Genomic DNA, 13,059 nt, shown 5'->3' with positions numbered 1-13,059 from the left:
CGACCTTTCATTTTGACCGTTCAGGCCCCGGATGGCTTTTTCCCATCAGCTTCGTTATCTTTCGGCCGAAAGGCTTCTAGCCTATTCAACCTCAGATGCCTCGCTGATTGGAAAAAATCCATGCCGCCATCAACAGCTTTAATTTGAAAACACTCCCTAGCGACGGAAGCCGGGCTTGTTGCTGAAACCACGGTTACGCTTTTTGCGCGGGGTGGCGGCACCGGGAGCACGGAGGTCGGGCTCGGTGCGGTAGCGGAAGCCCTCCAGCTTGCGGCGGGGAATCTTCTTTTCAATAAAGCGCTCGATGGCATCGAGGAAAGCCAGCTCGTCCGAAGAATACAACGTAAACGCCTCGCCCTCAGTCGCGGCGCGCCCGGTGCGGCCAATGCGGTGCACGTAGTCCTCGCAGTTCTGCGGTACGTTATAATTGATCACGTGAGTGACACCGGAAATATCGAGGCCGCGCGAGGCGATGTCCGTCGCAACGAGGATCTCGTATTTGCCTTCCTTAAAACCCTGAAGCGCCTCACGGCGTTCTCCTTGCGAGCGGTCGGCGTGCATTGTGGCAACCTTGTGATCATGGTCAAGTAACCAGCGGGTGACTCGATCAGCATCGATCTTCGTCCGGGTAAACACGAGCACGCTGTTATATTCGAACTTCTCCAGCATCGCCAGGAGCAGGTCATACTTTTGAATGCCATCGATCGGGAAAATGGCATGGTCCACGGTATCCGCCGTCTTGCTGCTGGACTCGATTTTGACGCGCACTGGGTCATTGAGCACCCAGTCGGCCAGCGACAGAATTTTGTCCGCCATAGTGGCCGAGAAAAACAGCGTCTGCCGCTCCTTCGGGCACTTGCGGACAATCTGCGTCACCTGGTCGATGAAGCCCATGTCCAGCATGCGGTCCACTTCGTCGAGGACCAAAATTTCGAGGTTCGACAGGTCGATATTGCCCTGCTCAATGTGGTCAATGAGGCGCCCAGGCGTGGCCACAACGATGTCCGCTCCAGCCTCCAGTGCCTTGAGCTGCGCGCCATATTTCACCCCGCCATAGATCAGGCACTTGGTCAGGTCCTGATGCTTCCCGTAATAAACAAGCTGATCGTCTACCTGGCCAGCGAGCTCACGGGTAGGCTCCAGGATGAGCGCGCGCGGGCACTTTGCGGAATGCTGCTCAAGGCGAGACAACAGCGGCAGAGTGAAGGCCGCAGTCTTACCCGTGCCAGTCTGCGCAGAGCCAATCACGTCCTTTCCCTCCATCACAACCGGGATGGCTTGGGCCTGGATTGGGGTCGGGTTTTCGTAACCCTTTTCGCGGACTGCCTGCACAACCGCCGGCAGCAAATTCAATTCGTCAAATGTCATGGAAAGCGTCTGTTAATACAGTGTTTAGCCCACATTGAAAGAAAATAACCCATACCTGCACGGTGGGAGTTTAAAGTTTAGAGCACATCGATGCGCACTTGGGACCAGCAGAACTTGGAATAGGTTCATAGAATAAACCTGACGCACGCTCCAAACACCCAGTAACCATTGCTAAAAAAAGTGAACAAAAAGCTACTTTTACCTTGCAGAGTTCACTGTTTTGTTTACTATAAAAACTTTCCATCAAACTCCCATTCCACCAACGCCACTCTGCCATGAAACAACCACATCCGATTTAGCGACTCGGGACGCAATACCCGCGTCCCACCACCGCCCGGCTTGGCGATGACCAAGCCACTGGAGCCTTTTTAAAGGAGCCCATTCGCCGGCCCGCATTCCTCGCCGCGCCTCACGGTGCGCCATTCGATATGCGTACCCGCGCGACGCTCCCAGGCTTTAAACGACGCCCACTCAGGGATGTTCGCCAGTGGTCCAGCATCGATGTCACCAGCCACGCGAAGCCAACTGATCAGTCACCCTACGGTGGCGCAGATCGCCTCGATCCGCACTGCATGCTGACGGTCCTTTCCAAACGAGACCGCTCAACGGCTGCGGCTTGCCAAGAGACTGCGCCCCCCCCTGGCCACTCAACCGCAATGCGGATCGAGACAATCAACGCCACCTCCCCCCCCCCCCCGCGCGATTCGCGATTCACCTAAAAACGACTTCCCTAAACGCATAAATTCCTTTCACTCAGACCATGCCCGAAGAAACCCAAGATTTAAAAGAGCTCATCACCGGCATCGCCAAACAAGCCCGTTTGGCCTCCTTGGAACTGGCTGTGCTCGACGCTGATGCTAAAAACCGCGCGCTCGACACCCTCGCCACACGGATCATTGCCGCTACAGACTCCCTCTTGGAAGCGAACCAAAAGGACCTCGCTGCCGCCGAGGCCCTGGAGCTCTCCAAACCGATGATTGAGCGCCTCACCTTTACTCCCGAGCGCATCCAGAAGATGGCTGATGGCGTGAAGGAGGTAGCCGCCCTCCCCGACCCCGTCGGTGAAGAGTTGGAGCAAATCGAGCGCCCCAATGGCCTGGACATCCGCAAGGTCCGTGTGCCAATCGGGGTCGTCGGCATTATTTTTGAATCACGCCCCAATGTGACGATCGACTGCGCCGTGCTCTGCCTTAAGAGCGGTAACGCCGCCATCCTTCGCGGCGGCAAGGAAGCCTTCCACACGAACATGGCTCTGGCCAAGATCTTGGCGGAATCCCTGGCCGAAGCCGGCATCAATCCGCATGCCGTCCAGCTGATCCCCACCACCGACCGCTGGGCGCTGACCGAGCTCCTCAAGCTCGACCAATACGTGCACTGCATTATCCCCCGCGGCGGCGAAAGCCTCATCCGCTTCGTGGCGGAAAACAGCCGCATCCCCGTCATCAAGCATTACACGGGCGTTTGCTCGATTTACGTCGACCTCGAAGCCGATGCCGACCTGGCCGAAAGCATCGTCATCAACGCGAAGACCCAGCGCGTCAGCGTTTGCAACACCATTGAAAACCTCTTCATCCACCGCGAGGCCGCACCAGACATCCTCCCCCGCCTTGCCCGCGCACTCGAAGCAAAGAACGTCTTGCTACGTGTCGATCAGGACGCCGGTCGCATGCTGGAAAAAATCAACGCTGGCAGCATCGCTCATGGCGCGCCCGGCATCGAATTCGAATACGCCACGGAGGACGATTTTTACGAGGAGTATCTCGACTATAAGATCGCAATCAAGCTCGTGGACGACACCGCAGAGGCCATTGCCTGCATCAATAAATACGGCAGCGCACACTCTGACGGCATCGTGACCACCAACGAGACAACCGCCAAAATGTTCCTGCAAGGCGTCGACTCAGCCACGGTTTATTGGAACGCCAGCACCCGCTTCACCGACGGCTATGAGTTTGGCCTCGGTGCGGAAATCGGCATCTCCACCGACCGCCTCCATGCCCGCGGCCCTATGGGCCTGCGCGAGCTCTGCACCTACAAATACCTCGTTTATGGCACAGGGCAAATCAAGTAATTACCTGCAATAGCCTTCATCAGTCCATCCCCCTCGGCAATTAGAGCGTTCTTTAGTTTAATTGGCCGACCGGGCCACAGTGGGGTTTCGTGTCCCGCAAGGCAGCTTGAGCGTTGCAGGCTGAAAGCCTGTGAGCGAAAAGCCAACGCAGCTGACGCGGAAAACCACTCAGTTACTCGCTTGGAACCAATGATCCAACCTAGCGGCAATCCAGTCCGCTCGGAGGTGGTTCGGGTGGCGGCACACCACGAATTTGCGCAAAGTTGCCTTCCTCACATGCCGTAACAAAGCCCTCAGTATAAGCCTTTAGTCGATCCCATAACTGGCGGATCGCCGTGGCCTCCTGATCGGTGATCTTGTTATCGAGAGCAGCCTGAGTAATCTCCGAAAGCATGGCCGCAAACTGCCGGACTATTTCATTCGTCGCCGGCATGTAGCGATAGGCCTGCGCCGAACCAGCGGGGTCTCGGATAAAGACGCCGTCAGCCTGTTGACAGAGCCAGTGGAGGACATCGTTGTCCGGCGCGACGGAATTGAGCTGAACCGTGCGGTCCAGCGGATTGACGGCGCCGCTCTGGTTATCCCCCACGGGCTGCGACCACTTGTAGAGCAGCGAAACAGACACGCCGATCTCTTCCGCAATTTGCTTTGGGCTTTGATCTTCAAAGCACGCCTTGACCACCTGATGCGATTTCATGAGATCTGAATTCTGAGTAGCGACTCACCGTGTGGCAAGCCCGCGGATGAAAATTGCCAGCTTGTCGTTAATTTAACTCTGGCCTTGCCCCAAGCAACCACCTTAAAAAATAGCCAGTCATGAGCGGTTCGACAACCATTTGCAATGTGATCATCTCTCCCAATCAGACACTGAGCTTACCGGTTAATATAGCCATCTGCCGCCAACTTTTTAACCCTCGCACAATCAATTCGCAATTATGCTCGGTTTTTTAAAGAATCTCTTCAAAGCCGGAGACAACTCCGCAGACGGACTCAAGCAACCTCAGCGCGAAGCAATTGTCGATCTGCTCGTATTTTGCATGTATTCCGACCGCACGGTATCACTCGCCGAAGACCAACTCATTCAAAGGCGTCTGGAGTCGATGGACTGGCAAGCCGTGGAAAGTATCGACAATTACTACGACCGCTCAGTCACGCGCGTGCGCGACATTTTGAGCAATGACGATGCCCGCACAAGCTTCCTGACCCGTATCGCTGATCGTCTCGAAGACGCTGGCACGCGCGAAAAAGCATTCCAGCTAAGCCATCAACTCTTTCTCAGTGACGGCGTTGAAAGCCCGGACGAAACAACCCTCGAAGCGGAACTGCGTAGCGCGTTATTATAGTCCAGTCAGGACCAAAGTCGTTATTGCTTTGACGCCCGAGAAGGCCTGAAATACACTAACATATGTTTCACCAGTGACGGAATTGATCCCCGTCGCTTCGCCGACTACTGACTTTGGATTTAAAATTGCAGCTGCAATCCCGATCGCTACGGGATAAAATCACCATGATCATCGGTTTAACCGGCTTGATCCTGCTCATTCTGTCCGGCATCGGCATCGTCATCTACCAAACATTTGATAGCCTCAACTCCCTTGAGCACGAACTGCGTAGCAACACCGTGCTAATCGGCAACCAAGTGGCCCTCGCCAACGAGCGCGGCGAGGCAATGGAGGTCGAAATAGCCCTTTCACTTCCCCTAGACCAGCAGCACCTTAGCTGGATCAGCTACCGCAAACCAAACGGAACCGTGCTCTATGGCGGCTCGGGAGATGGCAAAACTCACCCTCCCGCCCCATCCGGAAAACTCGATCAGATGACCATCCAGGACGGCGAGGCGATCTACTACCATCAAATCATCCACCGCGGCAATTACTACGGTACACTTGCCGTGGCATCCAGCCTCAGCCCGATCTGGCGGTCTATCGGCATGAGCCTGTTGGCAAGCTTCACCATTCTGGTTATCTGTCTGTTTGTCGCCCAACGCCTGTCCGCGCGCCTACTCGACTTCATCCTGATTCCCGTCCGCCAACTCGCCGAAACCGCCGGGCGCATCACTCGCTCCAACAACTTCTCCCTGCGCGCCATCAAGACATCAAATGACGAGCTCGGTCAACTCACCGACGCCTTCAACCACATGCTGGCCCACATCGAAGCACGCGAAGTCGAACTTGAACAAGCCCAGCGCGAGCTGGAAACCAAAGTCAAGCAGCTCAACGAAGAACAAGAGCAACTTCGGAAAGCCCAGATTCGCGAACGCCGCCTCCAGCAGCGGCTCGTCATTGCCCAACGCCTGGAGTCGCAAAATCTCCGCAATGCCAAAGAACAGGCCGAAACATCAAGTAGCGCCAAGTCCGAGTTTCTCGCTTCCATGAGCCACGAAATTCGCACACCGATGAACGGCATCATGGGGTTTGCCTCCCTGCTCCGCGAAACTGATTTGAACGACGAGCAAACTGAACTCGCAGAGATCATACACTCTAGCGCCAATAATTTACTCACTCTGCTCAATGACCTCCTCGATTTCTCCAAGATCGAGGCTGGTCGTATTGAGCTGAACTTCTCCCCCTTCGACCTCAAATCACTCCTCCACGAAACAGAATCTATATTCCAACACGAAATCGCCCGCAAGGAACTGGCACTGAATATCGTGACGACTGAACGCACCCCACACACGATAGTTACAGATGCCAGCCGCCTGCGCCAAATTCTTTTCAACCTTGCAGGTAACGCCATCAAGTTTACCGACGAAGGCTCCGTGACAATTCACGTCGATGCCATCCCCGTTAGCTCCAAGGATGTTCTCTGCGAATACTCACTCAACATCGAAGTACGCGACACAGGTATCGGCATCGCCGACAGCAATCAGGCCCGCATTTTCAACTCCTTTACTCAAGTGGACGCCAGTGCGACGAAACGCTTTGGCGGAGCAGGCCTAGGCCTGGCAATCTCTAAACGACTCACTGAAATGCTCGGCGGAGAGATCGGCGTTCACAGCAAAATTGGCGAGGGATCAACGTTTTTCATCACCATTCCTGTCCGCGCCGCAGCACCACACAAAGAGACATGCCAAGAGGTGCCCGCGATACTCGACGGCCGATCATTACGCGTACTCGTGGCCGAAGACAGCCTGGTTAGTCAAAAGCTGCTCGCCGCACTACTCCATCGTCGTGGCCACCAATACCAAATCGTAGACTCTGGCGAAGAACTCCTGCGGGCTTACACTCCAGGTGAGTTCGACATGGTCGTCGCCGATGTCCACATGCCAGACATGGATGGCCTCACTGCCGTGGCAAAGATCCGCAAGCGCGAAAGCGCCGCTGATCGCACCAGCTTCCTGCCAGCATTCATCGTCATCATTACCGCCGACGCAGTCGGAGCCACACGACAAGACGCCCAGAAGGCCGGTGCCGATGAATACATGAACAAACCCATGGTAAACGAAGAGTTCTACCACATGCTCCAGCTCGCCCGCGAGCGCTTCGAACGCAGCATTTCCAAACCATAAAAAACCCCACTTGGCGAACCAAGCGGGGCTAAAAAATTGAATGCAAAAAGCGCTTAAGCCAAGCCTTCCACTGCCTCCTCGCGGGTACCGTAAATCGGGAAAATCGAGGTGAAGCCCGATATTTCGAAGACTTGCTTCACATTCGGGTTCAGAGTCGAGAGAGCAATCGAGCCATTAAGCTTCTTGAACTGCTTTGCAGCTGCCAAAAGCACACGCAAACCAGCACTGCTAATGTAGTCTAACTCACGGCAATCAACGAGCACCTTCTGCCCACTGGCTTCCACCAAGGCGTTAAGCGTTTCTTCCAACTGCCCGGAAGTGCCGGCGTCGAGTCGGCCCTTCAGGCTGACAATGTTGATGCTGTCTTGTTTTTCCTGGTTGATTTCCACAGTGATATGGGGTTCGTAAGTTAATAAGTGTAGTGATATCTGGCTCCAAAAAACGGCGACATGGGGCCAGAATCAAGACTATTTATCATCCGCAAGCCCGATGCCAAAGTTTTTGCCCACAAGGCGCACGCACACCGAGCCCATGTCACTCCAACGTCACAATGCTATACGCCTGAAAGCCCGCCCGAAGGATACTGAAGCCCGCAAATCCTCGACGTTCAAATACGAGTAGCGAAAGTGCATTTTACGCCTTGACTGACTACGCACTACGCCTACTATTTCCCGCTTTTCCGGCATTTTCGTTTGCTGGCATTCAATTGACGCCAGAGTAGCTCAGTGGTAGAGCAGAGGACTCATAAGCCTTTGGTCGGCAGTTCAAATCTGCCCTCTGGCACCACTCATAACCAACGAGTTATGAATTTCATCCAATATCAGGAAGTTTGCATTGGACACTTTTTGGACACTTTTCAAATTTCTGGACACCCAGCATTTCCATAAAGGTAACATCAGGTAAGATCAGGCCAACAGGCTGCGAGATTCAGCCAAGCCTTCCACTTCGTCGAGATACCACCGCACCGAGCGGGAAGACATATAGATCTTCGTCAGCCCCCATTCCGCACCCTTTTGGCAGAAGTATTTGGGGTGGTAACCAAGGATTCTAGCGGCACGGAGCGTGCTAATCTGTAGCCGATCTCCTGCGTGCTTTGGTTTCTCGGGAAGTCGCTTATCAAATTCGCGAGCTACAATTTCAGCCAGATTTTCAACAGGCGCTTCGGCATCAGCCCCCGTTAGCACCATAAACGCCTTTTCCTTCTGCTCCTCAGATGCGCTGAGCAGGGCATTTAGTATCTGATCCGTCGTAATCATCCGCATAATGGAAGGCGGTGCGCCCCTCAATTTAACAATGCGGCATTAATTCATGAATCATCGGGCAGAAATGATCATCATGGGCAGAACAGTTACCTTCTCATCTGATCTGAATTGATCAAAATCTTGGGAATCAATCGGTTGCGGGATTCTACATTTTCTCACCTGATCACAATTAGGCCCATTTTCCAGACCTCCCCGTATAAACCACCGTATAAATACTGACTCATAGTCCTGATTCACCGGGATTAAAATGGGCATCAGCTGGGATTTTCTTTGCAAACAACTAAGAGAAAGGGATCATCTCCAGCGATGTCCGCCTTTCTCGGAGATGCAATCCCCAAGCTGCTGAAAAAGCGCCAAATAAAGCCATTTTTGCTGGGCAAAATTATCGGTGCAACCCATCTGGACCAGATTGATTTTCGTCTCGCAGACAACGAGGCAGATACGTGGGGAACGCCGCCTGGTGGAAGGCGATGAAGGTTTAAAATGAGCCCATTTGTTAAAAAGGTTAACGAGGACTGTAGCTGTGCATTGAGCGAAACGGTGGCGGCGTCAAAATCTTTGGCTTATTTTTTGGGGTCAGGCATTAGTGCTGGCGACTATCCAAATTGGCCTGGCTTAGCCGAGCGTATGGAAACTATCTATGGGGAAAACGGCTGGCCTTGGGTGGACCATCAACGATGGAGCAACCGGCCCAAGAATAACGCCCCAGAATCTTTGCAGGAAATCTTTCAGATGATCCTGGAACATAACCCGTCACATTATTTTGGGTGTTTGCAGCAAATTTTCGATGAAGAGCCCCTGAACCACCGGCCATACTTGCTCAATATAGCTAAAAGCATCCCGCAACTGATACTAACGCTGAATTTCGATAGCATGATCGAGCGCGTATATACCAATATGGGTCTTGCCGATAAGCTGGAAACAAGGGCATATCCACGGCAGCTCTATACAGCTCCTGAACGATCTGAAACCACTGTCCTCTACCACCTACACGGCACCTTGTATGATGGCATTCATATGAACCCAGATCACTTGGTTCTGCACAGAGCTGGCTACGCAAAAGCATACACTGGAGATTATTGCCCTCTTAGAAACTGCTTAATGCAGGTTTTCTTACAGCATGATTTCATCTTCATTGGGACAGGACTCAATGAGCCGGAGCTCCAGGAATTCTTCCGCACACTAACAGATCGTGTTAAGGATGCTGAGATCCAAAGGAAACGGATCGCACTTCTTGCTACAGAAGTTCCTCTAGAGGTAAAACCGACCGAAAAAAAGAGCCAAGAAGAATTATATATCGAGGAGCAAAAAAGCGATCTTGATACGTTTAAAGAACAAGGCATTCAGTGCATCCGATATTTCAAACTCAACGAACAACACAAAGGCCTACAACAGGTGCTTAGTAGGGTATTGAGCACGGAGAGTGAACGACCCAAACCAGCAATATCATGGTAACGCATTCATATACAAAGGCCGCCATAGCAGTTCGCAGAATTGCTCAAACTGATGCGCCCAATCCCGATGACACTGGCATGATAATGCAAGTTCTATTTGGTAACTTGCATGAGTTTCAATTGGACGCCTTAGAAAATCTCACTCGCTTTTTTTGGAGCCAAGCACAATCGCCACAGTGGCTAACAAGTTTGCCGATTGAGTGCTACAAATGCCCTGATGTGCAGACAACAAGTAGCGGATATAGTTTTCCACGATGGCCTGCCGAACTTTACTTATCCAGGATGCTGGAACAGGAAACAACAAAGGTCGCGAAAATCCTTAGTCAGTTAGATACCAATAACGTCTTCTATTACGACTTACTGTGCAAAGCCGCCGCACTATGTGACCTGGAACGAAATCCTTGGATCATTAAGAATATAATAAAATACATCAATTCCGAATACAAGCTATCGCGCTCCGAAATTCCAACGTTACTGGAAAAACTTTCCGATATCGAACCTCTTGCCCTAGGGATCGAAATCCTCGACTCTGCTTTAGAGTTTTTACCTGATCCGGAGGCTGAAAGCAAGATTGAGCTACTCCGAAAAGGGAGCGAGGAAAGTCGATACATCTCCCTAAAACCCAAGCCTAAGTTTGATCGCTATGAATATGATGAGATACTAAATCAGGGCGTTCGTGGCTTTGTCGCTAAGGATGCATATGCAGTTTCAATTTTGCTCATCGAACATGTCAACAAAATGCTAGACTTGGGCTCGTACCAAGATGACCCCGACGAAAGACATGGCGAAGATTTCTCTGAAATATGGTGTCGCCGCTTGGACCGGCCAGACAATTCATTAGACGAACCCAAAGAAACGCTAGTCCATAGCCTGACCATGGCATGCGAGAAAGCATATGAACGTTGCCCCGATCATATAAAGGAACTCGATCGTGCGCTTAGGGAACCTAAATGGCATGTTTTTAAAAGGCTCAGGCAGCATCTGTATGCCAAATTTCCCTCGGAAACCAATAAGCCTTGGATCGAGGATTTGGTGCGTGAGCACGAGGATTATGATAAATGGGACTACCACTATGAATTTCAGGTAATGCTGAGAACAGCATGCACACACTTTGACAAATTCCTCGATACCGCAACGCTACGCGCAATTTTTGAACAAATTAAGAGCGGTCCAAATCAACAGCGTTTTAAAGAATGGCTGGGAGATAATTACTCGGATGAAGGTTGGGAAAAACGTAAAGCCTACTTTCATCGTAGCCAATTACGCCCATTTGAAAGTAAACTATTTGGCGATTACAAAGCCTACTATGAAACGCTTTGCGCTGAAGCAAAATCGGAAATAACTGATGAGAATTACTCACCAGTAGGCGAAACTAGAGGTGGGACCGTTTCACACCGAAGCCCTTATTCACAAGAAGCGCTAGCCAAATTAGACGACGAAGAGCTACTGAAGTTAATTAACGAATGGGATGAGTCTCACCGGGATGAGAAAGATTGGCTCATTGAGATTGATGTTAGTTCACTGGCGGGGGCCTTTGCTAAGCTCTTTAGAAGCGAAATCATTACCAAAGAAGACCGGTTCAATTTTTGGCTGAGCAATAGAGATAATATTGAACGACCTGCATACATAATCGCGTTAGTTCGCATGATGAACGATCTAATCAAAGAAGGCGATTATAGGCATTTAGAAATTTGGATCAATTTCTGTGACTGGGTATTGGACAAACCGAACGAACCACGAAATTCAGACGACCAGCGGCACCCTGAATCGCGTGAATTTCCGGATTGGCCCTCAACTCGCAGATCCGTCAGCGATCTTCTAGATACATGCGTAGAGAAGGATTCCGCTGTCGATGTGCGCTACCGCAAAGGCATCTTTGGCTTGCTTAAAAAACTCTGCATACAACCAGATTGGTGGTTAGAGTCGGATCAGAATTCAACTTCAAGCAGAGTAAACTACGCAATCAATCATACGCGGAGTCGAGCACTTGAGACGCTGATCGATTATGGCTTTTGGGTGCGGCTTAATGTAAACAACGATGAACCAATACCAGAAGTCGCAGCGTTAATAGAGGCGAGACTCAATCATGCTGACACCCCACCCCTAACTCTGGCGGAGCATGCTTTGCTTGGGCTTCAATACCTACGCCTTTTTCAATTAGATAAGGCATGGACAATCAAAAACACACATAAAATCTTTCCTCAAACTAACCTCAAGGCATGGGCAGAATCGTTTGGCAGTTACCTACAGTACAACTCACCCTACACTGACCTGTTCCCAGTGCTTAAGGGTGAATTAGAATTTGCGGTTACTCATTTGCCTGCTCTTGAGGAAATGCGAGCAGTCGGTGAAGAAATCCCTGATCGACTTGCTCAACATCTGTTCAATTACTACCTCTGGGAGTTAGTTGAACTCAATGATGGTGAAAACCTACTGGCCAAGTTTTATAATAATACAAATTCGAAGCGTTCACGCTGGGCTACTTTGTTTAATCATGTAGGGCATACACTTTGGCGGAGTAGACCTGATTTGGAGGATTCACTCATCCAAAGAGTTAAGGACTATTTTGAATGGAGGTATAGCAAGCAGGAAGCCCTCGAAGTGAATGAGTTCACATTTTGGCTTAGAGCTGAATGCTTGGATGTTAGCTGGAGGCTTGAGACGTTCTCTCGTGTTCTCACTCTTTGCCACAATCAAAGGCGGAAGATGAAATTTGAGTTTGAAGAATTAAGCCAGTTCGTACCAGAGCATACACCAATGGCCATTGAATGCTTCAGGAAAATCTGCAAATCACTCTCATTAGATCAACACTTCTATGTCGCTGTGGAAGATAGCAGGAAGATACTATCCTATGGTCTGAATAGCGACGACCCTGAAGTAAAAGCAAAAGCAGAAGCTGCACAGGAATTGTTGCTTATGGCTGGTCGATTCGAGCTCTTGGACATTCCCAAACCAAAGTAGATTGAGCAAAAATCATGAAGATGAAAAACGAAAAAGCCATGGAAGTGACAACTCTGTATTAGCCTTGTGGTATTTTCTTAGGGTTTGAGTGGCCAAACAGCTCATCGATTTCTAGTGGCGCTAAAATAGATTTATGATGCGCCGAAAATTCTCTATATTTGGCCCCATGAAATATAGGTTGTCGCCGGCATCCACGCCAAAGGCATAATTATAGTTTTTTTGAACCATAGCTCCTTCGGAATTTGTACCCTGTCGACCAATAACAAACTCTCCAGCACCAGAAAGCGATCCAGATTTTATCTCCGTCAATGTAGCAGAGCCACTAATATAGAGGTAGTTAATGCCTTCCATGTTGTTACGTAAGCGTCCGGGCTGCGTCCACCTTTCCTGATTGGCTTTGATCTGTTATACATCTGGGATGGATGTTGAGATCGT

At 51.0% G+C, this 13,059-nt stretch carries 11 protein-coding genes and 1 tRNA gene; 7 read left to right on the top strand and 5 right to left on the bottom strand.

Annotated features, from left to right (window positions below; all coding sequences use genetic code 11):
• Positions 1-156: 156 nt before the first annotated feature.
• Complete coding sequence (locus RBB62_RS19945; RefSeq protein ID WP_309401035.1) at positions 157-1,368, bottom strand: DEAD/DEAH box helicase; 1,212 nt, start codon at positions 1,366-1,368, stop codon at positions 157-159.
• Positions 1,369-2,128: 760 nt separating this feature from the next.
• Between RBB62_RS19945 and RBB62_RS19940 the strand changes: the two genes are divergently transcribed.
• The gene (locus RBB62_RS19940) at positions 2,129-3,439 is read left to right on the top strand and encodes a glutamate-5-semialdehyde dehydrogenase (RefSeq protein ID WP_309401032.1); all 1,311 of its coding nucleotides are present in this window, start codon (positions 2,129-2,131) and stop codon (positions 3,437-3,439) included.
• A gap of 199 nt (positions 3,440-3,638) precedes the next feature.
• On the opposite strand, the gene RBB62_RS19935 is transcribed toward RBB62_RS19940, so the two are convergent.
• The gene (locus RBB62_RS19935) at positions 3,639-4,136 is read right to left on the bottom strand and encodes a phage regulatory CII family protein (RefSeq protein WP_309401031.1); all 498 of its coding nucleotides are present in this window, start codon (positions 4,134-4,136) and stop codon (positions 3,639-3,641) included.
• A 238-nt stretch (positions 4,137-4,374) separates the two neighbouring features.
• Between RBB62_RS19935 and RBB62_RS19930 the strand changes: the two genes are divergently transcribed.
• Both RBB62_RS19930 and RBB62_RS19925 read left to right on the top strand, forming a co-directional pair.
• A complete protein-coding gene (locus tag RBB62_RS19930; protein ID WP_309401029.1) occupies positions 4,375-4,782 on the top strand; it encodes a tellurite resistance TerB family protein in 408 nt (135 codons plus the stop codon).
• 164 nt (positions 4,783-4,946) lie between these two features.
• Positions 4,947-6,947: an ATP-binding protein gene (locus RBB62_RS19925; RefSeq protein ID WP_309401028.1), complete on the top strand. Its 2,001-nt coding sequence runs from the start codon at positions 4,947-4,949 to the stop codon at positions 6,945-6,947.
• 53 nt (positions 6,948-7,000) lie between these two features.
• On the opposite strand, the gene RBB62_RS19920 is transcribed toward RBB62_RS19925, so the two are convergent.
• Positions 7,001-7,336, bottom strand: a complete 336-nt coding sequence (locus RBB62_RS19920; protein WP_309401027.1) for an STAS domain-containing protein — start codon at positions 7,334-7,336, stop codon at positions 7,001-7,003.
• A gap of 322 nt (positions 7,337-7,658) precedes the next feature.
• Between RBB62_RS19920 and RBB62_RS19915 the strand changes: the two genes are divergently transcribed.
• Positions 7,659-7,733: transfer RNA gene (locus tag RBB62_RS19915), tRNA-Met, on the top strand.
• A 119-nt stretch (positions 7,734-7,852) separates the two neighbouring features.
• Here RBB62_RS19915 and RBB62_RS19910 read toward each other — a convergent pair.
• On the bottom strand, positions 7,853-8,203 hold the full coding sequence (locus RBB62_RS19910; RefSeq protein WP_309401026.1) for an NAD-dependent epimerase/dehydratase family protein: 351 nt from the start codon (positions 8,201-8,203) through the stop codon (positions 7,853-7,855).
• A gap of 312 nt (positions 8,204-8,515) precedes the next feature.
• Between RBB62_RS19910 and RBB62_RS19905 the strand changes: the two genes are divergently transcribed.
• The 3 genes from RBB62_RS19905 to RBB62_RS19895 are packed head-to-tail and all read left to right on the top strand — an operon-like array spanning position 8,516 to position 12,624.
• Positions 8,516-8,683, top strand: coding sequence for a hypothetical protein (locus RBB62_RS19905; RefSeq protein ID WP_309401025.1), 168 nt, complete (start codon positions 8,516-8,518; stop codon positions 8,681-8,683).
• A gap of 9 nt (positions 8,684-8,692) precedes the next feature.
• Positions 8,693-9,664, top strand: a complete 972-nt coding sequence (locus RBB62_RS19900) for an SIR2 family protein (protein ID WP_309401024.1) — start codon at positions 8,693-8,695, stop codon at positions 9,662-9,664.
• Positions 9,658-12,624, top strand: coding sequence for a hypothetical protein (locus RBB62_RS19895; RefSeq protein WP_309401022.1), 2,967 nt, complete (start codon positions 9,658-9,660; stop codon positions 12,622-12,624). The genes RBB62_RS19900 and RBB62_RS19895 overlap by 7 nt, the downstream gene beginning before the upstream one ends.
• A gap of 120 nt (positions 12,625-12,744) precedes the next feature.
• On the opposite strand, the gene RBB62_RS19890 is transcribed toward RBB62_RS19895, so the two are convergent.
• On the bottom strand, positions 12,745-12,975 hold the full coding sequence (locus RBB62_RS19890) for a hypothetical protein (protein ID WP_309401020.1): 231 nt from the start codon (positions 12,973-12,975) through the stop codon (positions 12,745-12,747).
• Positions 12,976-13,059 lie beyond the last annotated feature (84 nt).

Source organism: Cerasicoccus maritimus (assembly GCA_031296935.1).
In the GTDB taxonomy this organism is placed as follows: domain Bacteria; phylum Verrucomicrobiota; class Verrucomicrobiia; order Opitutales; family Cerasicoccaceae; genus Cerasicoccus; species Cerasicoccus maritimus.
This window is presented reverse-complemented; position numbering and strand designations above follow the sequence as displayed.